23 protein-coding genes are annotated in these 20,302 nt (G+C 70.2%); 5 read left to right on the top strand and 18 right to left on the bottom strand.

What is annotated here, in order from left to right; genetic code table 11:
* The first annotated feature begins 30 nt into the window (after positions 1 to 30).
* Positions 31 to 615 carry an OmpA family protein gene (locus DXK32_RS21900; protein ID WP_162801303.1) on the top strand — a complete coding sequence of 195 codons (585 nt, stop codon included), beginning with the start codon at positions 31 to 33 and terminating at the stop codon, positions 613 to 615.
* A gap of 92 nt (positions 616 to 707) precedes the next feature.
* Positions 708 to 1,457 (top strand): SapC family protein, encoded by a 750-nt coding sequence (locus DXK32_RS21895; RefSeq protein WP_114860441.1) that lies wholly within the window; start codon positions 708 to 710, stop codon positions 1,455 to 1,457.
* 168 nt (positions 1,458 to 1,625) lie between these two features.
* On the opposite strand, the gene DXK32_RS21890 is transcribed toward DXK32_RS21895, so the two are convergent.
* The gene (locus DXK32_RS21890) at positions 1,626 to 2,213 is read right to left on the bottom strand and encodes a YajG family lipoprotein (protein ID WP_114860440.1); all 588 of its coding nucleotides are present in this window, start codon (positions 2,211 to 2,213) and stop codon (positions 1,626 to 1,628) included.
* Positions 2,214 to 2,480: 267 nt separating this feature from the next.
* Between DXK32_RS21890 and DXK32_RS21885 the strand changes: the two genes are divergently transcribed.
* The 3 genes from DXK32_RS21885 (at position 2,481) to DXK32_RS21875 (ending at position 6,250) form a co-directional block, all read left to right on the top strand.
* Positions 2,481 to 2,786: a hypothetical protein gene (locus DXK32_RS21885; protein WP_114860439.1), complete on the top strand. Its 306-nt coding sequence runs from the start codon at positions 2,481 to 2,483 to the stop codon at positions 2,784 to 2,786.
* Positions 2,787 to 2,892: 106 nt separating this feature from the next.
* Positions 2,893 to 4,566, top strand: a complete 1,674-nt coding sequence (locus DXK32_RS21880; RefSeq protein WP_114860438.1) for a glycosyltransferase family 2 protein — start codon at positions 2,893 to 2,895, stop codon at positions 4,564 to 4,566.
* A 97-nt stretch (positions 4,567 to 4,663) separates the two neighbouring features.
* A complete protein-coding gene (locus DXK32_RS21875; RefSeq protein ID WP_162801302.1) occupies positions 4,664 to 6,250 on the top strand; it encodes a phytoene desaturase family protein in 1,587 nt (528 codons plus the stop codon).
* 8 nt (positions 6,251 to 6,258) lie between these two features.
* On the opposite strand, the gene DXK32_RS21870 is transcribed toward DXK32_RS21875, so the two are convergent.
* The 17 genes from DXK32_RS21870 to DXK32_RS21795 form a co-directional block, all read right to left on the bottom strand.
* Positions 6,259 to 7,482, bottom strand: a complete 1,224-nt coding sequence (locus DXK32_RS21870; RefSeq protein ID WP_114860436.1) for a beta-ketoacyl-ACP synthase — start codon at positions 7,480 to 7,482, stop codon at positions 6,259 to 6,261.
* Positions 7,482 to 8,207: a 3-ketoacyl-ACP reductase FabG2 gene (locus tag DXK32_RS21865; RefSeq protein ID WP_114860435.1), complete on the bottom strand. Its 726-nt coding sequence runs from the start codon at positions 8,205 to 8,207 to the stop codon at positions 7,482 to 7,484. The genes DXK32_RS21870 and DXK32_RS21865 overlap by 1 nt, the downstream gene beginning before the upstream one ends.
* The gene (locus tag DXK32_RS21860; protein WP_038529210.1) at positions 8,204 to 8,680 is read right to left on the bottom strand and encodes a hypothetical protein; all 477 of its coding nucleotides are present in this window, start codon (positions 8,678 to 8,680) and stop codon (positions 8,204 to 8,206) included. The genes DXK32_RS21865 and DXK32_RS21860 overlap by 4 nt, the downstream gene beginning before the upstream one ends.
* On the bottom strand, positions 8,677 to 9,888 hold the full coding sequence (locus DXK32_RS21855) for a beta-ketoacyl-[acyl-carrier-protein] synthase family protein (RefSeq protein ID WP_114860434.1): 1,212 nt from the start codon (positions 9,886 to 9,888) through the stop codon (positions 8,677 to 8,679). Before DXK32_RS21855 ends, DXK32_RS21860 begins: the two co-directional genes overlap by 4 nt.
* Positions 9,885 to 10,499 (bottom strand): DUF3261 domain-containing protein, encoded by a 615-nt coding sequence (locus DXK32_RS21850; protein WP_162801301.1) that lies wholly within the window; start codon positions 10,497 to 10,499, stop codon positions 9,885 to 9,887. Before DXK32_RS21850 ends, DXK32_RS21855 begins: the two co-directional genes overlap by 4 nt.
* Before the next feature lie 49 nt (positions 10,500 to 10,548).
* Positions 10,549 to 12,882 carry an MMPL family transporter gene (locus DXK32_RS21845; RefSeq protein WP_114860432.1) on the bottom strand — a complete coding sequence of 778 codons (2,334 nt, stop codon included), beginning with the start codon at positions 12,880 to 12,882 and terminating at the stop codon, positions 10,549 to 10,551.
* Positions 12,879 to 13,481, bottom strand: a complete 603-nt coding sequence (locus DXK32_RS21840; protein WP_114860431.1) for a LolA family protein — start codon at positions 13,479 to 13,481, stop codon at positions 12,879 to 12,881. The genes DXK32_RS21845 and DXK32_RS21840 overlap by 4 nt, the downstream gene beginning before the upstream one ends.
* Entirely contained in the window at positions 13,478 to 13,885 is a 408-nt protein-coding gene (locus DXK32_RS21835) for an acyl-CoA thioesterase (protein WP_114860430.1), read from the bottom strand. The genes DXK32_RS21840 and DXK32_RS21835 overlap by 4 nt, the downstream gene beginning before the upstream one ends.
* Positions 13,882 to 15,612, bottom strand: coding sequence for an AMP-binding protein (locus tag DXK32_RS21830; protein ID WP_114860429.1), 1,731 nt, complete (start codon positions 15,610 to 15,612; stop codon positions 13,882 to 13,884). The genes DXK32_RS21835 and DXK32_RS21830 overlap by 4 nt, the downstream gene beginning before the upstream one ends.
* Positions 15,609 to 16,190, bottom strand: a complete 582-nt coding sequence (locus DXK32_RS21825) for a hypothetical protein (protein ID WP_205215792.1) — start codon at positions 16,188 to 16,190, stop codon at positions 15,609 to 15,611. The genes DXK32_RS21830 and DXK32_RS21825 overlap by 4 nt, the downstream gene beginning before the upstream one ends.
* On the bottom strand, positions 16,171 to 16,419 hold the full coding sequence (locus DXK32_RS21820; RefSeq protein ID WP_104675341.1) for an acyl carrier protein: 249 nt from the start codon (positions 16,417 to 16,419) through the stop codon (positions 16,171 to 16,173). The genes DXK32_RS21825 and DXK32_RS21820 overlap by 20 nt, the downstream gene beginning before the upstream one ends.
* A 5-nt stretch (positions 16,420 to 16,424) precedes the next feature.
* Positions 16,425 to 16,685 carry a phosphopantetheine-binding protein gene (locus DXK32_RS21815; protein ID WP_114860428.1) on the bottom strand — a complete coding sequence of 87 codons (261 nt, stop codon included), beginning with the start codon at positions 16,683 to 16,685 and terminating at the stop codon, positions 16,425 to 16,427.
* Entirely contained in the window at positions 16,672 to 17,454 is a 783-nt protein-coding gene (locus DXK32_RS21810) for a lysophospholipid acyltransferase family protein (RefSeq protein ID WP_114860427.1), read from the bottom strand. The genes DXK32_RS21815 and DXK32_RS21810 overlap by 14 nt, the downstream gene beginning before the upstream one ends.
* Positions 17,444 to 18,175 (bottom strand): beta-ketoacyl synthase chain length factor, encoded by a 732-nt coding sequence (locus DXK32_RS21805; RefSeq protein ID WP_162801300.1) that lies wholly within the window; start codon positions 18,173 to 18,175, stop codon positions 17,444 to 17,446. Before DXK32_RS21805 ends, DXK32_RS21810 begins: the two co-directional genes overlap by 11 nt.
* On the bottom strand, positions 18,172 to 18,597 hold the full coding sequence (locus tag DXK32_RS32300; protein WP_162801299.1) for a hypothetical protein: 426 nt from the start codon (positions 18,595 to 18,597) through the stop codon (positions 18,172 to 18,174). Before DXK32_RS32300 ends, DXK32_RS21805 begins: the two co-directional genes overlap by 4 nt.
* Positions 18,598 to 18,676: 79 nt before the next feature.
* Positions 18,677 to 19,783 carry an alpha/beta fold hydrolase gene (locus tag DXK32_RS21800; RefSeq protein WP_114860425.1) on the bottom strand — a complete coding sequence of 369 codons (1,107 nt, stop codon included), beginning with the start codon at positions 19,781 to 19,783 and terminating at the stop codon, positions 18,677 to 18,679.
* Positions 19,784 to 19,849: 66 nt separating this feature from the next.
* Entirely contained in the window at positions 19,850 to 20,299 is a 450-nt protein-coding gene (locus tag DXK32_RS21795; protein WP_114860424.1) for an excinuclease ABC subunit A, read from the bottom strand.
* Between the last annotated feature and the right edge of the window lie 3 nt (positions 20,300 to 20,302).

The raw sequence follows: 20,302 nt of genomic DNA, 5'->3' as shown, positions 1-20,302 counted from the left end.
CCAGCCATGTTCCACCGAAAAGGGATGCCGATGAAGGCCGCCGTTGTCGCGGTCATGATCGCTTGGTCGGGCGCTGCGCTGGCCGCCGGCGCCAACGATGCCCCGATGTCCGTCAACGGTATCGTGGACGCGTTGACGCTGAAGGAGCAGCCCGTGATCAGCAACGCCCGCGCCAAGCCAGGTGTGGAGCGCGGCCTGAATCTGGCGCGCGGCACCAACGACAAAACCGCGGTCGAGCCGTCGTCGCAGATCCGCAAGCTCGATTTCAAGGTCGAGTTCGAGTTCAATTCGGCGACCTTGCTTCCGTCCGCGACAGAGGTGCTCGATCTGCTTGGGCAGGCGCTGACGACGTCCGACCTCAAGGGCTATCGTTTCCGCATCGGCGGCCACACGGACGCCATCGGCAGCCCCACCTACAACAAGCAGCTTTCGGCTCGTCGCGCCAACGCGGTCAAGGACTACCTGAGCGACCGCTTCGGCATTTCGCCCGATCGTCTGGAGATCATGGGCTACGGGTCCGAGATGCCGCTCGATCCGCGCAATCCAAAGGACGGCAGGAACCGCCGGGTGGAAATCGCCAATCTCGGCCACCGAACGGCGGGCGTTGCAGATTAAGGAGTTTTTTGACCGTCGGGAGTCCCGCTTTGGCGAACTCCCGACGGTCAAACGTGTGAGTTCGCCGCGCACTCAACCAGTCAAGGTTATGAATGACCGAGCCGTCGCCTGCCTCGTCGGAACCGCAGGGCATCGCGATGCCCTTGTTCTACAACAGAGTGTTTTCTCTTGATCCAGCCCGAGACCAGGGGCTGCGCCTTGCTTCGACGCCGAACGCGGCGTTCGCGCGCCAAACCAGCCTGATCCCGCTGCTTGCCTCCGAATTCAGCGCCGCGCTCGCCGACTATCCGATCGTCTTCACGTCCGGGGCCGCCGTTGACGCCGTGGCGATCGTGGGCATCAAGGCTGACGAGAACCTGTTCGTCGACGCCGCCGGACGCTGGAAAGCAGGCTGCTACGTTCCAGCCTACGCGCGCCGTTACCCGTTCATTCTCATCGACCTTGCCGATGGCGACACCGCGGCCCTGGGCTACGATCCGGACAGCGCGCTGATCGGCCCGGACCAGGAGGTGCCGCTGTTCGATGGCGCCCAGCCGTCCGATGCGGCGCGCCAAGCGTTGAACTTCTGCGCCACCTACCGGAACGAAGCGCGGACGAGCGCCAGCTTTGTGAAGGCCATCGTCGAAGCCGGCGTGCTGACGGAAAAGGCGGCGCAGATCAGCTTGGACGGCGGAGCCCAGGCCCGCGCCGAGGGTTTCCAGGTGGTCGACGAGGAAAAGCTGCGCGCGTTGCCCGACGACACGTTGCTGGACTGGCAGCGCAAGGGCTGGCTCGCCTTGATCCACGCGCATCTTTTCTCTCTGCAGCGCTGGCCGGGACTGGTCGCCCGGTCGCGGGCCTGAAGCGCCGCGGGCCTGGAGCCATTCCACGCGGACATTCTTCGTTCAGGGCGTGAGATTTCAAGGCGTGAGACGATGCGGTGGACGGCCCCTCCGGGCTGATTTCCCCGACGGCATCGGCGTGCCACCGGTTCTCGACGGTGGACAGGCCGCGCACCGCATCGTCTCAGTTCAGCGTGCTTTGACAACGGTGAGGAAGGCGGGGTTGTCGAGGGCTTGGTCAATGGCCGCCTGCATGCTGTCGTTGGTCAGCTTGCTCAGCTCCTCAACCGAACCGAAGACGCCGGTTGCGAACAGGTTTCCCGTGTCCTCGCGGTTGTCCTCCACGACCTTGCTGTAGACCGGCTGTCCCAAGCTCTTATCCAGAACCGTGACACGGAACCGCGCGTGCGCCTCCTTGCGGACAAGCTGGCTGCAATCGAGCTTCTCGACCGTGATGTCCAGGCCGTAGTTCGCGCCGTTGGCCGAGGCGAGAAGCCCCCGTGCGCCGAGAGCGTCCTCGAAAGCCTTGCGCACCACGTCCTTGACCGGGCCTGACGCTTCAATGGTCTTCAAGGCATTGCCATAGCCGCCGCGGATCGCGCCCAGGTGCTTGCCGGTGCGCTTGCGCGAGTCGGTGACCGCGAGCACCTCGACGTCCGGCTTTGCCGACGGCGGTTTCTCCACGGCGGCGGGGTTGTAGGTCATCGGGATCTGATGCGTCGAGCATGCTCCCAGGACACTTGCCGCCATCAGCGCACACAGCGCGGCCTTTCGCATTCCAATTTTCCCTTTGGTTCGTGGGGTGGCTCATCATGCGAATCCATGCGTGGAAAAACCACCAGGGCGAGGATAGGCGCGGCTGCGGGAAAGAGGAACCGGAAATGGAAATCAATCCATTGACTGCAACCATTCAAACAGGAAGTATGCCGGCCTCGCGTGGCATCGACAAAGGACCGGCTCGTGCGCAACATTCTGGCGGCTGTCGTCATTCTCCTTCTGGCCGCTTGCCAGACCCGACCAATCACGACAACCCAGGAGCACGCTGTGCCTCCCGGGGCGCAAGCCCTGCCGCTGAACGACATCGAACTCGCGATTGTCGAGGCCGGCGCCCGGCGCGGCTGGCGTTTCCAGCACATTGCGGAGGGACAGGTCCGCGCCACCTACAGCAAATGGCCGTGGGTGGCCGAGGCCGACGTGCTGTTCTCCAACCGGAGCTACCGCATCCAGTACGTCAGCGCCAAGAACATGGAGCGCCGCAACGACGGGGTGGAGCGGGCCTACAACCGCTGGGTCGGCAACCTCGAACGCGACATTGCGGCCAGGCTGGACCAGATCGCCGCCCGCCGGTGAGTTCGCCCGCCGGTGAGTTCGGCCGCTTGACGCCGCGCCGACAACAGGGGTAGGAGGTCGCCTCCCCGACCGGTAAGCCCCATCCGGCAAGCCTCATGGAGACGGCATGAGCATCCGGGCCTGCGCCATCATCCCCAGCCACAACCACCACACGGCGCTCGGCGGAATCGTCGCGGCGCTGCGGGGGCATGGGCTGGAGGTCATCCTGATCGATGACGGCAGCGGCGAGCCGGCCCGCACCGCCATCGCGGCGCTGCACGCTCCCGCGGACGGGGTCGAGACGCTGCGGCTGGAGGTGAACCGGGGCAAGGGCGGCGCCGTCATGGCCGGCCTCCGGCGCGCCCATGAGCGCGGCTTCACCCACGCGGTGCAGGTGGACGCCGACGGGCAGCACGACCTTGGCGCCGTCGCCGATCTGTTGACCAGCGCGGCGGCGCATCCCGACGCGCTGGTCAGCGGCCGCCCGGTCTACGACCACTCCGTTCCCCGCTCGCGGCTGATCGCGCGCTGGGCCACCCATGTGTGGATTTGGGTGGAGACGCTGTCGCTGCGGGTGAAGGACAGCATGTGCGGCTTCCGCGTCTACCCGCTGGCATCCACCATGGCGGTGCTGGACAGCGAGCGGATCGGCACCCGCATGGACTTCGACCCGGAAATCGTCGTCCGCCTGTTCTGGCGCGGCGTTCCGCTGATCCACATCCCCGTGCGGGTCGTCTATCCCGAGGGAAACACCTCCAACTTCAACCTTCTGCGGGACAACGTGCTGCTGACGCGCATGCACACGCGCCTCGTGCTGACCATGCTGCTGCGCCTGCCCTCGGTGCTGCGCAACCGTCCGCCGAGAAGGGGAACCGACGCGCACTGGTCGACCATGGGGGAGCGGGGCGCCTGGTGGGGCATGAGGCTGGTGACGTTGGTCTACCGGCTGCTCGGCCGGCCGGGCTGCATCGCGCTCCTGTGGCCGGTGGTCAGCTACTTCTATGCGACCAACGCCGCGGGGCGGCGGCATTCGCTGGATTTCCTGGCGCAGGCCAACGCGGCGAAAGGCCTGCCCGCCCCGTCCTGGTGGGACGGGCTGCGTCACCACATGAGCTTCGCCGTCAAGGCGCTCGACACCTTCATCGCCTGGGCCGCTCCGGAGCGCACCGGCCCCATCGCCGTTGACGGCGCGGAGGCGCTGAGCCGCCTCGCCGCGGAGGGGCGGGGAGCGCTGCTGATCGTTTCGCACCTGGGTAACGCCGAGTTGTCGCGTGCCCGCCTGGGCACCCGGTTCGAGAAGGACATCAACGTGCTGCTGCACACGCGGCACGCCGTCCGCTACAACCGGTTGATCCGCTCCGTCCGCCCCGACGCCGCGGACCACACCATACAGGTCACCGAGATCGGCCCGCAGACCGCCATCGATCTCAAGGAGAGGGTGGAGCGGGGCGAGTGGATCGCCATCGCCGGGGACCGCACGCCGGTGGAGTTCAACGGCCGGGTCAGCCGGGTTCCGTTCCTCGGCCGGGACGCCGCCTTCTCGCAGGGGCCCTACGTGCTGGCGGCGTTGATGGGCTGCCCGGTCTATCTCCTGTTCTGCCTGCGCGAGGGGCAGGGCCACCGCGTCACCTTCGAGCCCTTCGCCGAGCGCATCGAGTTGCCGCGGCGCGGGAAAGATGAGGCGCTGGCCGCGCTCGCCGCGCGTTACGCGCAGCGGCTGGAACACCACTGCCTGCGCGACCCGTTGCAATGGTACAACTTCTTCGATTTCTGGGCCGACCCGAAGGCGGGGCCGCGGTGAGACCTCTCCACGCCATGATACAGCCTGGGACGGCATCGCGTGGGACGATGCGTGTGGAGTGTGCGCCCTCCGTCCTGCACCGGCGGGCTTTCCGTCCGTGACGCGTCGTCCCTCGCCCGGTCAGTCCTCGGCGTGGCCGATGCCGGTGTTCGGCCGTTGGCCGGCCGGGGAGCACGAGCACCACGCGGTGGTGGTCGGGGCCGGGATCGGCGGCTTGTCGGCGGCGGCGACGCTGGCGGCGCGCGGGCTGAAGGTGTTGGTGGTGGAGGCGCACGACCGGCCGGGGGGCTACTGCTCCTCCTGGCTGCGCAAGGTCCGCGGCCGGGACGGTTCGGTGGGGCGCTACGTCTTCGACGCCGGGGTGCAGGATTTCAGCGGGCTAGGGCCGCGTGGCCCGCTGCGGCGGCTGCTGGACGGCCTGGGCGTGGCGCAGCGCATGGACTGGCGCCGGGTCCGCCACCGCTATGTGCAGGACGGCCTGTGCCTGGACGTGCCGGACCAGCCGGCGGATCTGGTGACGCGCCTCCAGGCGCTGTTCCCGCAGGAGGCGCCGGGGATCGCCGCCTTCTTCGCGGAGATGGCGCGCGTCTACGCCGATCTCTACGCCGATGTGGACGAGACCGGCGGCGTGCCGATGCCGCCCGCCACGCTGGAAGCCATGCGGTCCTGGACCGCCCGCCGGCCCGACGCCTGGCGTTGGATGCACCGCCCCTACGCGGAGATGCTCGACACCCATCTGCGCGACCCTCGGCTGAAGGCCCTGCTGACCACCATCAGCGAGTATGTCACCGACCGCCCCGAGCTGCTGCCGGTGCGTGAGATGGCCCCGCTGTTCGGCTATTATCTGGAAGGCGGCTGGTACCCGGCCGGCGGCTCGCAACGGCTGGCGGAGCTGCTGTGCGCGGTGGTGCGGGAGCGGGGCGGCGCCGTCCTTCTGCGCACCCGCGCCGAACGCATCCTGACCGAGGACGGCCGGGCCGCCGGCATCGCCACCACCGACGGAACGGTGCACCGGGCGCCGCTGGTGCTGGCCAATTCCGACGTGGTCGGCACGTTGACCCGGCTGATCGATCCGGCGCTGCTGCCCAGGCGCTACGCCCAGCGTGTGAAGGGTCTGAAGCGCGGCCCCACGGCGGTGCTGGTCAGCCTCGCCGTCGAGGGCGTCCCGGACCTGCCGGCCCGCGTGTTCGTCGGGGCGGACGGCCTGCATTTCGGAATCGGCAACCCGAGCGCGGTCGATCCGTCCCTGGCTCCGGAAGGCCACGCCGCCGTCACCATGCTCTGCCTGCGGCCCGAACCGGAGGCCGCCGAATGGTTCGCCGCCGGCAAGGCCGCCAACCGCCAGCGCAAGGAAGCCTTCGCCGACCGTCTGGTCACCGCGGCGGAGAGCGTGCTTCCCGGGCTGCGGGGGCGCATCCTCTACCGCCAGACGGCCAGCCCGACGACCTTCACCCGCTACGCGCTCGCCGACAATGGCGCCATCTACGGCGCCGCCCGCGGCCAATGGTGCCCGCCGAACAAGACGCCGCTGCCGGGGCTGATGCTGGTCGGCGCCGGCTGCCAGAGCGGTCCGGGCGTCGAGGCGGTGGTGATCTCCGGCGTGAGCGCGGCGAACCTGGCGACGGCGGTCCCGGCAGAGTGCCCGGCGGAGTCCGAGGCGGCAGAGTCCGAGGCGGCGGAGTAGGCGCCCGTCTACCCGCGCCGGAATACCAGCGACGTGTTGATGCCGCCGAAGGCGAAGTTGTTGGACATCAGGAACTCGGTGTCGATCCGCCGGCCCTCGCCCATGATGTAGTCCAGCTCGGCGCAGCGTTCGTCCACATGGTCCAGGTTGGCGGTGGGGGCGAACCAGCCCTCGCGCATCATCTCGATGCCCAGCCACGCCTCCAGAGCGCCGCAGGCGCCCAGCGAATGGCCGAAATAGCTCTTCAGCGAATGGATGGGCGCGCGCGGGCCGAAGACGGCGTGGGTCGCCGCGGTCTCGGCGATGTCGCCCCATTCGGTGGCCGTACCGTGGCCGTTGACGAAGCCGATGGCGTCCGCCGACAGCCCGGCGTCCTCCAACGCCATGCGCAGGGCGATCTCCATGGTCCCGGCTTGCGGCTGGGTGACGTGGTTGCCGTCGGAGTTGCAGGCGAAGCCGACGATCTCCGCGTGGATGTTGGCGCCGCGGGCGAGGGCGTGCTCGCGTTCCTCCAGGATCAGGGTGGTGGCGCCCTCGCCGATCACCAGCCCGTCGCGGTCGCGGTCGTAGGGGCGGGGGCTGGTGTGCGGGCGGTCGTTGCGGGTGGAGGTGGCGAACAGCGTGTCGAAGACCGCCGATTCGGTCACATCCAGTTCCTCGGCGCCGCCGGCGATCATGGCGTCGGCCTTGCCCCACTTGATCGCCTCGTAGGCGTAGCCGATGGCCTGGCTGCCGGAGGTGCAGGCGCTGCTGGTCGGGATGATGCGGCCGGTCACGCCGTAGAACAACCCGATGTTCACCGCCGCCGTGTGGCTCATCATCTGGATGTAGCTGGTGGCGTTGAGGGTCTTCGACGCGCCCTGGGTCATCAGCTCGGCGAAGGCGATCACCGGGGCGGGGCTGCCGAACGACGATCCGTAGGCGATGCCCACGCGCCCGCCGCGGACGAACGGGTCGTTCAGCAGCGCCGCGTCGTTCAGCGCCCTCTCGGTGGCGTAGACCGCCATCCGGGACACCGGCCCCATGGTCCGCGTCTTCTTGCGCGGGTAGCGGTCGTCCACCGAGAAGCCGGTCACCGGGGCGGCGAGGCGCGTGTTGATCCCGTGGAAGCGGTCCCACTCCGCCATGGTGCGGACGGCGGTCTCGCCCTTCGCCATGCGGGCGCGAATGGTCGGCCAGTCCCCGCCCAGCGCGCTCACCCCGCCCATGCCCGTGACGACAACCCTGCGCATCACACCATACCCCCGTTCACCGCGATCACCTGCCGCGTCACGTACGCCGCCCCGTCGGAACACAGGAAGGACACCACCGACGCCACCTCCTCCGGCCGTCCGGCCCGGCGCATGGGAACCAGCTTCAGGGCCTCCTCCATGGGCAGCCCGTCGGTCATCTGCGTTTCGATGATGCCGGGCGCCACGCAGTTCACCGTGATGTTCCGTTTCGCCAATTCGATCGCCAGCGCCTTGGTGGCGCCGATGATGCCGGCCTTGGCGGCGCTGTAGTTGACCTGCCCGCGGTTGCCGATCAGCCCCGACACCGACGACAGCGTCACGATCCGTCCGCCCCTGCGGGCCGAGACCATCGGCATCACCAGCGGCTTCAGCACGTTGTAGAAGCCGTCGAGGTTGGTGTTGAGGACCGAATCCCAATCGTCGTCCGCCATGGCGGGGAAGGCGGCGTCGCGGGCGATGCCGGCGTTCAGGACGGCGCCCCAATAGGGGCCGTGCGCCTCCATGTCGGCCTCCAGCGCGGCGCGGGCGGCGGCGCGGTCGGCGATGTCGAAAGCGAGCAGCCGGCCCTCGCCGCCGGCGTCGCGGATGTCGGCCAGCGTCGTCTCGCCGCCGGCCGCGTCGCGGCCGTAATGCACCACCACCGTGAAACCGTCGGCGGCCAGCCGTGCCGCGACCGCGCGGCCGATGCCCTTGCTGGCCCCGGTGACCAGGATCGTCTTCTTCATCGTTTGACCTGTACCCCTTGGCTGGCGAGCAGCGCGGCCGTGTCCTCGGGCTGGTAGACGGTGAGCTGGGCCTTCGCCAGTTCCTCGCCGGTGCCCGCGCGCGTCACCACACAATCGAAAGACCCGATGTTCTCGTCCCGGAAAACCGGCGCCACCGACACCTCCAGCCGCTCGCCGATGGCGAACCAGGGAACGGAGGCGCGGAAGTCGCGCGTGCCCAGCAGCAGCCCGAGACGGACGTCGCCGCCGGCTTCCCTGGCCTCGGCTCCGACCTGGGCGCCGCAGGTCTGCGCCATCCACTCCACGGCGACATGGGCCGGGGCGCCGCGCCCCGTCACCACGAAGGGCGCCCCCTCCCGCACGGTCAGCGCCGACACGAAGCGGCCGTCCACCCGTCCGACCGCCTCGTCCAGCAGGATCATCGGCCGGGCGTGCGGCAGCAGATCCTCGATGGGCCACGGACACGCGCTCATCGCCATTCCCCCCGGCCCAGCACCAGGGCCACGTTGCTGCCACCGAACGCGAAGGAGTTGCTGAGCATCGCCGCCGGCCCGGCGGGAAGCCCGCCGGAGAAGGTGGCACCGGGGCCGATCAGGTTCAGCGGCGGGATCTCCGGGTCGGGCGCGCCGTCCCACAGGTGCGGGGGCAGCCGGCCGTCCGGGTTGTGGGCGGGGTTCAGCGCCAGCCACAGGAAAGCCGCCTCGCAGGCTCCGGCGGCGCCCAGCGTGTGGCCGGTCATCGCCTTGGTGGAGCTGCACGGGGTCGCGTCGCCGAACAGCGCGTGCACCGCCTTGCCCTCCATGGAATCGTTCAGCGCCGTCGCGGTGCCGTGCAGGTTGACGTAGGCGATGTCCGCCGGCGTCAGCCCGGCGTCGTCCAGCGCCGCCCGCATGGCGGCGAGGGCGCCGTGGCCCTCCGGGTCGGGGGCGCTGACATGGTGCGCGTCGGAGCTTTCGCCGACACCCAGCAGCCGCACCGGAGCGTCCTCCGCGGTCAGCAGGAAGACCGCCGCCGCTTCGCCGATGTTGATGCCGTCGCGATTGGCGCTGAAGGGATTGCTGAGGCCCGCCGACACCGCCTCCAGCGCGCTGAAGCCGCCGAGCGTGGTGCCGCACAGCGTGTCGGCGCCGCCGACGACAGCGGCGTCGCACAGCCCGGCGCGGATCAGCCGCCGGGCGGATGCGAACACCTTGCCGCTGGACGAGCAGGCCGTCGCCACCGTGAAGGCCGGCCCCGGCAGGCCGAGAGCGCGCGCCGCGAATTCCCCCGGCCCGCCGGTGGCGAGCTGGTCGTAATGGAACGGACCCGTCCACGCGCCGTCGCGGCGCATCGCCGTGAAGCCGGCCTCCGCCTCGGCCATGCCCGAGGTGCTGGTGCCGATGACCACAGCGATCCGGTGCCGGCCGTGGCGCGCGGCCGCCGTTTCGACGGCGTCGCGGATCTGCTCCAGGGCCAGCAGCAGCAGGCGGTTGTTGCGGCAGTCGTAGGTCCCCAGCCCCGCCGGCACCGGCGGCAGCGGCGCGTCCACCGAACCCACATGCACGGCGCGGCCGGGGACGAAGCCGGAGCGCGGGCGCAGGCCGTCGCGGGTGCCGGCAAACAAGGCGTCGGCGACCGTGTCCGTTCCGGTGCCGATGGGGGTGGCGAGGCCCAGGGCGGCAAGTCCGAGCGGACGGCTCATGGCGCCGCCGCCTTGGATGCTGCCGTGGATGCCGCCATGGACTGCACTTCGATCTCGTAGCCCCAGGCGAGGTTGGCGTAGCGCAGCGTGCCGGTCCACGGCGCGCCGTCGGCCCAGCTGCGTTCGGCGTGCAGCACCTCCTTGCCGTCGATGCGCACGCTGCGCCGGTGCGCGTCGGCGCTCAGCGTGCCGCCCGCGGGGGCGAGCGCCCGCCGCACGACCGCTTCGGGCCAGTACAGCACGACGATGTCGGCCAGCATGCTGCCCGGCCGCAGGGCCGGGGGCAGCCAGGGTGCGGTCTCCACCTCCAACCCGGCATCGCTCCAGGTGACGGTCATGGCGCGGCGGCCCAGGCTGTCCACCCCGACCAGCAGGAAACGCTCCGGCGTGACGCTGATCCGGCCCTCGAAGACGAAGGTCTGGCCGTCGCGGCTGGCGGTGATGAGCTGCGCCGCCTCGACGCTCTGCCCGAGATCGGACGGGCGCGGCAGGGCCAGCGGCTCGCCGGGGGCGAGCAGCGGCGTGCTTGGGTCCGCCGGGCCGCCGCCGGGCACGGAGGCGCACGCTCCGAGCAGGAAGAGGAGCGCGACCCACCCCTTATGCATGGTCATGACGTGAGGCGATTTCCCGGAAACGAATCTGACGTAGAGCATACACCAATCAGAGTAGCCGCGCATCGTTTGTGGTTTCATTGTGGCGTGTGCCGCGCGCGGCCAGCGGTGCGAAAAGAAAGGCAATCGAGATTCCGACCAGCATGGTCACGCCGAAGCTGTGCACCGCCGGCACGGCGCTGAAGGTCAGCATTCCGAAGGACAGCAGGGTCGTCAGCGTCGCCAGCCACACCGCCAGCATGGTCACCGGCTGCTCCTCCACGCCGCTCTCCGCGCAGAAGACGGCGTAGTCCACGCCGATGGAGAGGATCAGCACCAGCGCCATGGCATGGAAGAAGGTGAAGTCCTGGCCCATCAGCCCGACCACCGCGGGCGCCAGGATGAGCGCCGCCCCGGGTGGCAGCAGCGCCCACAGCCCCCCGCGCCAGCCGTAGCGCCATATCAGCACGGGCAGCATCAGCAGCCCCGCCAGCCCGGTCAGCAGCAGCGCCCGGTGCCGGTACTTGGCGAGCAGCGCCGAGAAGTCCGCCGTCGGATCGACCAGCCGGACGCCGGCCGTGCCGGCCACCGCGGCGCGCACGGCGTCCGGATCGCTCAGCCCCTGCAAGGCCACCACGTGCAATCCCGGCCCGAGCACGAGTTCGCGCAGGAACGGCACGCTGTCCGCCGCCAGCGCATCGTCCAGGGTCAACACCCCCTCCGGCGCCTTGTTCGGCCCCTTATCATTCGGATCGGCCGGCGGCAGGCCGAGGCTGGCGCGCTGCGCCGCCAGCAGCGGACCGTCGAGCGCCGTGGCGACCAGCGTACGGTTTTCCCGCTGCGTCCGGGCGGACGGCACAAAGGCGGCCGGCATCTGGTAGCCGGCGATGCTTCCCTTCGCCTTCAACCCGGCCAGCGTGGCGGCGAGGTCCTCCTGCCGCCGCAGCGCCGCCTCGTCGTCCGCGGCCTGCACCAGCAGGAACTGCGCGGCGGTGGTGGCGCCGATCAGCCGTTGGATCTCGTCCTGCTCGTGCTTCAGTTCCGCGGAGACCGCCTGCAACCGCCGGACATCGTCGTCCGCCGACAGCCGCGCCAGCCCGACCGCTCCGGCCAGCGCGCAGCCCAGCACGAGAACGAGGCGCACGGCACGCCAGCGCCGCGCCTCCCAGAAGCTCCACAGGCCCGCCGCGGCGCGCAGCATCCAGGCGCCGTGCGTCAGCCGCCGCGCCCGGTCGAGCGACGGCAGCCACAGCACCACCGTCAGGAAGGCGCCCACCAGCCCGATGATCGAGAAGGCGGCGATCTGCCGGAGCCCCGGAAAGGGCGCCAGCATCAGCGCCGCGTAACCGATCAACGTGGTGACCAGCCCCAGCGCGATGCCCGGCAGAACGTGGCGCAGCCGGTCGCTCGGGCTTCCCGACAAGGGGTCGAACAGGCTGGCGCTGTAATGCAGGCTGTAGTCCACCGCCACGCCGATCAGGCTGGACCCGAACAGCAGCGCCGCCACATGCAGCTCGCCGAACAGCAGCAGGCTGCCGCTCAGCCCGACCGTCATCCCGACGCCCAGGGCCAGCAGATTGTGCAGCAGCGGCCCCGGCCGGCGGAACGCCAGCCCCACCAGCAGTATGGTGCCGACCAGCGACAGCGTGCCGAGCGTGGACGCCTCGGTGATCGCGGTCTTGGAGCCGGCGTGCGCGAAGAACACGGCGCCCAGCCGCTTCACCGTGACGCCCGGCATGTCCCGAACGGCGGCGTCGAAGGCGCCGACCAGCCGGTCCTGCAAGTCCAGCTCGAACGGTTCGCCGGCAAGCACGGCGCTGACCAGCACCCAGGTCGTGCCGTTCTCGGTGACGCTGAGCATGCCCTCGTCGGGGGTGAGGCGCGACAGCGGGAAGGGCAGGTTGGTGAGGAAGGAGGGCAGCAGCAGGAACGGGTCGTTGCGCAGCAGCCCGGCGTCGACGAGCCCGGCGAAGCCGAACGCCTGGGACAGCGCGCGGGTGGCGACCTCCTCCCCCTTGCCGGCCGCCAGGAGCGCCCGGTCGCCATCGCTGAGCAGGCTTTGGCGATGGGGGAAGTAGAGAGCCCCCAGCCGCTTCAGCCGGTCGACGTCGATGCCCTCGCCGATCCGTTCCACCTGCCCCGTGGCCAGAAGCGCGTCGCCAAGCGTCGTCGCCGCCTTGCGGGCGGTTTCTCGGTCGGCGTGCCCGACCAGGGCCAGCACCCGGCGACCCAGCGCCTTGGTCACCGCGTCGTTGGCCCGCTGCAGGACGGGGTCCTGCTCCTCGCGCGGCAGCAGGGCCAGCAGATCGGTGCGGAAGCCCAGCCCGTCGTGAAGGCGCAGCGCGAGATAACCGCTGGCCAGCAGAACGAGCGCGAGCCAGAGCAGCGCCCCCAGCCGTCTCACGAACGGCCCGCCGAGGCCAGCAGCGCCGCCTCGTCCGCCGTCGGCGGCTCCGCCTTCAGGAGTTGGTCGCGGAAGGTCAGGCGGTCGCGGTCGCCATCGGGCTTGACGATCTCCACCTCGTCCACGAACCGCCCGCCGCGCACGTCGATGGCGCGGATCGGCATGGTCGGGTCGTCGGCCCGGCGCGGCGTCAGGTGGAGGGTCCAGGCGTCGGCGCCGCCCCCGCGCTCCACCGCGAACATGTCCTCCAGCGCCTTCCAGTCTCCGGTCAGCGCGCCGCCCAGCATGGTGTAGAGCTTCGACATGAAGGGCAGGCGCGCCGCGGGCAGGCGCATGGTCTCGTTGCCCTTCACCTCCTGCACGAGCCCGGCGGGGCTCATGACGGTGGTGACGGCGAAGGGGATTTCGGTGCGCCAGATCAGCCCGCGGCCGGGCGCCAGGGCGAAGCGGCCCTCGCTCTTCAGCGGCGCCTGGAAGCCCTTGAGGAAACGCTCCTGCACGAAGGCGCCGCGCAGCACCTGTCCCTCGCTCAATGTTTCGGTGGCCAACGCTGGGAAGGCGGCCAGCAGCGCCAGGAGGAAGACGACGATGCGCGTCACAGCAGAGCCCTCACCTTGTCCGTGAACACCGCGGGGCATTCGAAGCACAGCTCCGCCCCGTCCTCCTTCACCGCGAGCTGCACGGTGCGCGCCTTGGTCAGCAAGTCGCCGCCCGGCTCGTCGTGGATGCGGTAGTCGATGCGGATGCGGTTCTCGTACTCGACCAGCGTGGCGGTGATCCGGATCGACTGGCCGAAGCGGATCGGCCGCACGTACTTCACATGGAGGTCGACGATGGGGAACACGTATCCCGACGACGCCATCTCCGGATAATTGTAGCCGATGCGGTCGAGCAACGCGCAGCGCGCCTGCTCCAGATACCGGGCGTAGTTGCCGTGCCAGACCACCTGCATGGGGTCCAGGTCGTAGAACTGCGCGCGGGTGATGACCTCTGCCGAAATCATGGGGCGATCCCCTCCACGCCGATGGAGCCGGAGGACAGCGTCTCGTCCCCGCAGCGGTACTCGAAGGTCAGGCGCCGCCGTGCCGGGGCGTGGCGCAACGCCAGCGTCACCAGCGTGTCCGGAACGGTGACGCGCCGGAATTTCACCTGGAACGCCTGCGCCGCCTCGATCCCGAGGCCGAGATGGGTGTTGGCGAAGGTCACCGCCCAATCGATCTGCGCCACGCCCGGCACGATCGGCATTCCGGGGAAATGACCGTCGAGTTGCGCAAGGTCGCCGGGAATGAAGAGGTCCAACTCCACCCCGTCGGCGAGCGGCCGGACGGCGCGGACGTCGGGGGCGGTCGGCCGATGTGTGGCGATCTCAGGCAAGGCGATCTCAGGCGGGGCGATCTCAGGCAGGGCGCTCTCCTCGAACAGGGCGGCGATGTCGGCATGGCGACGCTTGCCCAGCGCGCCATCCGGCAGACGGCTCACGAAGCGCCAGCGGCGCGGCAGGCCGGCGGGTTCCTGAACGGCGGACAGTTCCCGCCGCAGCAGGCGGCCGAAGCGGAAGGCGCCGATGTCCGTCAGGCGCGCCGCGCCCTCGGCGCTCGGCACCACGACGGCGCAGAGCTGCTCCAGCGTCAGCACGGCGGCGTCGGCCACCAGGGGGGACCGGCGCAGCTGCGCCTCCACCTCCGGCAGGCTGACGCGCTTGCCCTCCACCTTCGCGATCCGGTCGGCGCGGCCAAGAAGGCGGAAGCCGCCGTCCCCGGCCATCTCCACAAGGTCGGAACCGACATGCTCCCCACCCTCGACATGGGGCGCCCCGACCCGCAGGCGGCCATCGGGGGTGCGTCCGGCGACGACGCCGGGCAGCGGGTGCCAGGAGGGATCGCCGGCCTCGCGGCGGCGGTGGGCGATGGCTCCGGTTTCGGTGCTGCCGAAGATCTCGGTGACCGGTGTGCCGAAGATCGCCGCCGCCTCGCGCGCCGCCGGTTCCGGGAGAGGGGCTCCGGCCGACAGCACCAGCGCCGGACGCCGCGACGGCGGCAGCGGCGCGATCCCCGCCAGCCGGGTCAGGTGCGCCGGGCTGGTGACCAGCACGGACTCCGCGTCGAGCGCGGCCAGCGCCGTCTCCCACAGCTCGTGCATGGTGCGGGCGAAGGGGCGGCCGGTGACCAGCGGCCACAGCAGGCGGAAGTTCAGACCGTAGACGTGCTGGTGGGGGACCGTGGCGTGCACGCGAGCGGTTGGCCCGGCGAGCCGTCCGAGCACGGTCTCGGTCGCCAGCGCTTCGGCCTCCAGCATGCCGAGGGTGCGGACCACCCGCTTCGGCTCGCCGGTCGAGCCGGAGGTGAAGAAACTCAACGGCGTCTCGGGATCGAGCGGCGCCAACACCATCCCCGCGCCGCCCGGCTCCAGGTTGCCGCCGAAATCGCCGTCGAGATCGCTGCCGAGATCGCCGCCAACCAGGATGGCCCCGTCAGCGGTCAGGGCGGACAGCGTTCCCGGCTGGGCGTTGGGCGGTATCGTCACCTCGGCGCCGGCGTGCAGCAGCGCCAACAACCCAACCGCACCCCAGTAACCGTCCGCCGCGACCAGAAGTCCGCGCCGGCATCCCTTCAGCCGCGCCGCGTTGCCGGCCACGTCGGCGCGGAAGCGGGCGAAGGTGACGCCGTCGGCAACCGGCGCGTCGTCCGGCCGCCCCACGGCGAACAGGCGGGAAAGCGGGATGGCCGTCATGCCCCGGCGCGCCTCCGGCGCATGGAACGGCGGACCAGGACTTCGCCGCCGAACAACAGGCCCATGACGAGGTAGGCGATGAGTCCGGTCCACAGCGCCCACGCCTCGTCGCTGCCCCACAGGGCCAGCGCCCCGGCGACGGCGGCGTTCGACACCAGCCAGACCGTCCACACCACGGTGACGGTGCGGCAGTAGGCCTGACCCGCCGGCGGCAGGTCGGGCTCCTGAAGACGGGCGAACCGTTCGACGAGGCTGGGCGGGCGCAGCAGCGAGGCGCCGAACACCGCCGCGGTGCCGAGGCTGAGCGCCACCGGATAGGCCTTGGCGGCCAGCGCGCCATCGAGCGCGGCGAGCGCGCCGATCAGCACCGCCGCCGCCGCCAGCGGCAGCCGCCAGACCCGTGCCACGGGCGAGGAGCAGACGGCGATGCGCGCGCCGATCAGCGCCAGGGCCACCGCCACGAAGGCCAGCGGCGGCACCGAAGCCCGCCCGCCATAGACCAGCACGGGATAGAGGGCCCCGACGGCGACCAGAGCCGTGACGCCGAACGCGGGCAGCCTATTCCTGGAGGAGGGCATGCACACGGTCGAGAACGTCGCCGACCGTGCGGACGCTCTTGAATTCCTCGGGCTTGAACTTGCGGCCGGTCAGTTCCTGCAGCTTCACCACGAGGTCGACCGCGTCGATGCTGTCGAGGTCGAGATCCTCGAACAGCCGCGCCTCGCGGGAAATCTTCTCGGGCGGAACCTCGAACATGTCTTCGAGATAGCTCTGCAGGCGGGCATAAATCTCATCGGGCGTCAGCATGGCCTTTACTCCGCACGCTGAGATTGAATGAAGAGGGCAAGAGAACGCACGTTGGCAAAGTGTTGCTTCACGTCGTCAGTCACCGACTCAATCTTGATGCCGTAAGCCTTGCGCAGCGCGACCCCCAATTCCAGTGCATCGATGGAATCGAGGCCCAGCCCGTCATTAAAGAGCGGTTCCTCGCTGTCAATCTCTTCTGGGGCGATATCTTCCAGCTTGAGCGCGTCAACAATCAAAGCCTTCAACTCACGTTCAAGCTTTTCCATCGGCCAACCGTTCCGCAAAATAATCTTCCAGGCTGCGCACCAGCTTCCTGGCCGCCAGCGAGCGGTACTGATAGCCGAGCAACCCCGTAACGTCCAGACGATCCCCTACCATGACGCGAAAAATCGGGCGCCGCGGTGGGATCATCCACCATTTTTCGCCCTTTATGAGCGTGGGCGGATCGCAGGTTATCGTGACCGGTTGCACCTCGGCTTCCAGCAGAGTGGCCAGATTGGCGAAGCCGCGGCGGAAGCGGACCGGCTCGCCGGGGACGGTGCGCGTGCCTTCGGGGAAGATGATGAGTCCGTCCCCGGCCTCCAGCGCGGCGCGGCAGGCGTCGAGCAGCGCCTCCGGTTCGAGGTCGTTGCGGATGTAACCGGCGCCGCGCACCATGCCGCCCAGCCAGCGGCTCTCCCACAGTTCCTTCTTCACGATGCACTGGGCGCGCGGCATCAGCGCCATCAGAAGCACCACGTCGAGCAGCGAGGGGTGGTTCGCCACCACCAGCTTGCCACGCCCGTCGCGCAGGCGCTCGGCGCCCTCGACCTTCAGGTCGATGACGCGCAGCACGCGCAGCATGCGGATGTAGAAGCGGAAGATCAGATGGACGAGGTGTTGGCAGCGCTGGCGCCGGACCGCGCCCGCCGGGCTGGTCAGCGCCACCAGCGGAAAGACGGTGGGCGCCAGGATCGCGCCGCCGCCGAACAGGAAGGCGAAGGCGAATCCGGTGGCCGCGCGCCGCCACAGCCTGTCCAGAAACCTAGCCGTCACGGCGCCACACCCAGTCGAGCCGCGCCCCGCGCGAGGTTGCCCGGGGCGCTCCGGACAGCAGGAACCGCATGAAATCGAGCGCCGTGGACTCCGCGGCCGGCCCGCCGGCCGCCGGCGCGCACCGCAGCGCAAGCCCCTCGCCCTCTCCATCCGCGGGGCCGAGCGCCAGGGCGACCGCCAGGGGCAGGGCTTCGTCGGCTGCGGTGTGGAACGGCGCGTACTCGTCGGGCATCGGCGCGTCGGCGTAGAGCAGAAGCACCGGCTCCGACGGGGTTTCGGCCAGGCTGGCGGCGGCCTCCAGGAGTCCGAAGGCGAAGCTGTCGGGACCGGCGGCCAGCGCCGTGTGGCCGCGGCGGTTGCCGGTGTGGATGGACAACAGCCCGGCCAGACCGTGATGCACGGACAGGCTGAACTCGGCCGGCGACGGCAACTCGTCCCGCCGCAGCGAATCGATGATGCCGACGGTCCGCGCCAGTTCCCCGTGGCCGGAGGCGAGGACGTAACGCGCCGTCTGCGCCGCGTCGCCGCAGGCCAGAGCGGCGGCGATCAGCTTCTGCCCGATGGGCGAGGCGCGACGGCGCAGCATCATGGGGAGCGCCGGCGGCGGGTCATCGTCTGGCATGGCGGGCGCGCCCGCCCAGTCCCGCCACGCGGCGCGGGTGCTGCGCTCCGGCGCCCAGGCACACCAGTCGCGGATGGCGACACGCAGGGTTTCCGTCATGGCGTGGGCGGGACTCGGGGTTCGGCTTGGCGCAGGCGCCGTTCGATCTCGTCTTGCAACGCGCGCACCAACTTGTTGTAAGCGTGATGAACGGTTTCGCCACGCTCCCGCAGGTTGGTCGTGGACACATGATCGATGGTGTAACTTTCCTGCGAATAGCGGATTTCGACGACCGCCTCGTGATCCTCCCATGCCTTCGTCGCCAGAATCTCACCGGGCGCCTTCCACTCCGCGGACCAGCCGCGGTCGATCGCCGCCTCCATGATCGTCCGCTGGAGCGCCGCGGCGGGCAGGGTGCGCGATGCCGCCGGAATGGGCTGGTCGGTTACCCGGTAGATGGGCTGCCGGCGGCTGCAGCCGCCGAGCACGGCGACCGTCGCGAGAATGAGGAAAAGCGTGCGGATGCCGGTCTTCGAAGTCATGTCCTGCCGTTTCCGGACGCCATGCGGGGCGAGTGGGGACCCTATCATGGCAGGGTCACGTTGTGGATAGAGGCGTGCATCAATTTTGCGGTGCGGTGGCCGGGGTGGGCAGGCGATTGCCGGTCTTGCCGTCGATGGCCGGCTTGCGGGCGGGCGGCGCGGGCACCGGCCGGGGCGGGGGGCAGGCGCGCTGAGGCCTGGTCATCAGGGCCGGGCATGCCTGGGCGCGCGCGTCGGCGCCGCTCGGCAGGGGGCGCCGCGTGTCTGACACCCACGCGGCCACATCCTGCGTCACCCGGTCGCCGTCCAACGTGCGCATCAGCAGGTGTCGCCCTTTCGGGTAGAGCGCGATGCGCGTGTCCGGCGGCAGGGACCTGGCGAGTGCCGCCACCCCGTCGCGCGGCACATGCACATCCAGGTCGCCCAGCATCAGCAGCACCGGAACCTCCACCTTGCGCGCCTCGAAGCGGGCGTCATGCATCAGGTCAACGATGCCGGCCAGGGTCTGGAAGCGCGTCCGATGGATGATCAGAGGGTCCTCGCGCATGCGCCGCAGAACCATGGGGTCGTCGGTGGAGGGGTTGGCGACCCGAAGCGGCGGCACGGTCATGTCCGGCACCAGCGAGCCGAGGATCATGGCCGCATCCAGAGTCACCGCCGCCCGGAAGCCGGTGCCCCAGACCGCCGGAGCGGACAGCACGATGCCGGACAGCAGCCCCCGCTCCGCCCGCGCCGCCGCCAGCACGACGACCGCACCGCCCATGCTCTCGCCCAGCAGATAGAGGGGCACGCCGGGATGGCGTTCGCGCGCCAGCCGGGACAGCGCGACGATGTCGTCGGCCATGCGCTCGCCGCCGTACCAGCGACCGCGCTCCATGGCCCTTCCGAAGCCACGCTGGTCGATGGCGTAGGTGGCGATGCCCGCCTGAGCCCACAGCCGCGCCGGCCGATCGAACGCAAGCCCGTAATCGTTCATGCCATGGGCGGCGACGATCACCGCCCGCAACGGGCTCTCCGCCGGCCAGCTGTGAAGCGGTATCGGCGCGCCGTCATCGGCGATCATCGCCTCGCCCGTCAGCACCGGAGTGGCGGTCACGGCCGGCGATGGCGGCGGCGGATCGGCCGTGCAGGCGCCGGTCAGCACCGTCGCGGCAAAGGCCACCGCCAGCATCAGCCGACGCGGCATCGCTCGCTCCCCGTCTTCCGAATCCGTCCGGACACCGCTGCCGCCGCCAGGCCCATGACGGTCGCCCTATTTCTTGGCACCCAGTTTGACCACGGTTCCCTTAAGCGCCACGCCCGCCATGATGTTGCCAGCGCCGCACATGTATTCCGTGCTGCTGTTCGTCTCGGTGTTCTTGTAATTGCTTTTGATGTTGATCACCGCATCGCCGCCCTGCTTGCGGGCGCGCTCCTGCAGTTCCAGAACGGCACTGAGGAAGACCCATTCACAGGCTTCCTGATCGGACTTGTTGAAGGCGTTGGTCTTCTTGTTGGTCGCCCATTCGCCGAGGTTGGCCGCCGGCTTGGGGTGCTTCTGCCCACCGAAATAGAGCCTCACGCCCTTGTCCAGCTTATCCTGGGCGGCGGCTGTGCGGAGCGCCGCCTCCACCGGGAACATGAGGCGCTCATCGCGGGCCAGTGCCGGAAAACTGGCGGTGACGAGTGCGGCAATCAGCGCTGATGCGGCGGTGCGGTTCACGAA

This window comes from Azospirillum brasilense, assembly GCF_003349955.1.
Lineage (GTDB): Bacteria > Pseudomonadota > Alphaproteobacteria > Azospirillales > Azospirillaceae > Azospirillum > Azospirillum brasilense_B.
This window is presented reverse-complemented; position numbering and strand designations above follow the sequence as displayed.

Excerpts from the sequence above, each read along its gene's own strand:
- DXK32_RS21900 (WP_162801303.1), top strand. The coding sequence starts at position 31 with ATGAAGGCCGCCGTTGTCGCGGTCATGATCGCTTGGTCGGGCGCTGCG.
- DXK32_RS21895 (WP_114860441.1), top strand. The coding sequence starts at position 708 with ATGACCGAGCCGTCGCCTGCCTCGTCGGAACCGCAGGGCATCGCGATG.
- DXK32_RS21890 (WP_114860440.1), bottom strand. The coding sequence starts at position 2,213 with ATGCGAAAGGCCGCGCTGTGTGCGCTGATGGCGGCAAGTGTCCTGGGA.
- DXK32_RS21880 (WP_114860438.1), top strand. The coding sequence starts at position 2,893 with ATGAGCATCCGGGCCTGCGCCATCATCCCCAGCCACAACCACCACACG.
- DXK32_RS21870 (WP_114860436.1), bottom strand. The coding sequence starts at position 7,482 with ATGCGCAGGGTTGTCGTCACGGGCATGGGCGGGGTGAGCGCGCTGGGC.
- DXK32_RS21865 (WP_114860435.1), bottom strand. The coding sequence starts at position 8,207 with ATGAAGAAGACGATCCTGGTCACCGGGGCCAGCAAGGGCATCGGCCGC.
- DXK32_RS21860 (WP_038529210.1), bottom strand. The coding sequence starts at position 8,680 with ATGAGCGCGTGTCCGTGGCCCATCGAGGATCTGCTGCCGCACGCCCGG.
- DXK32_RS21855 (WP_114860434.1), bottom strand. The coding sequence starts at position 9,888 with ATGAGCCGTCCGCTCGGACTTGCCGCCCTGGGCCTCGCCACCCCCATC.
- DXK32_RS21850 (WP_162801301.1), bottom strand. The coding sequence starts at position 10,499 with ATGACCATGCATAAGGGGTGGGTCGCGCTCCTCTTCCTGCTCGGAGCG.
- DXK32_RS21835 (WP_114860430.1), bottom strand. The coding sequence starts at position 13,885 with ATGATTTCGGCAGAGGTCATCACCCGCGCGCAGTTCTACGACCTGGAC.
- DXK32_RS21830 (WP_114860429.1), bottom strand. The coding sequence starts at position 15,612 with ATGACGGCCATCCCGCTTTCCCGCCTGTTCGCCGTGGGGCGGCCGGAC.
- DXK32_RS21825 (WP_205215792.1), bottom strand. The coding sequence starts at position 16,190 with ATGCCCTCCTCCAGGAATAGGCTGCCCGCGTTCGGCGTCACGGCTCTG.
- DXK32_RS21820 (WP_104675341.1), bottom strand. The coding sequence starts at position 16,419 with ATGCTGACGCCCGATGAGATTTATGCCCGCCTGCAGAGCTATCTCGAA.
- DXK32_RS21815 (WP_114860428.1), bottom strand. The coding sequence starts at position 16,685 with ATGGAAAAGCTTGAACGTGAGTTGAAGGCTTTGATTGTTGACGCGCTC.
- DXK32_RS21805 (WP_162801300.1), bottom strand. The coding sequence starts at position 18,175 with ATGACGGAAACCCTGCGTGTCGCCATCCGCGACTGGTGTGCCTGGGCG.
- DXK32_RS32300 (WP_162801299.1), bottom strand. The coding sequence starts at position 18,597 with ATGACTTCGAAGACCGGCATCCGCACGCTTTTCCTCATTCTCGCGACG.
- DXK32_RS21800 (WP_114860425.1), bottom strand. The coding sequence starts at position 19,783 with ATGCCGCGTCGGCTGATGCTGGCGGTGGCCTTTGCCGCGACGGTGCTG.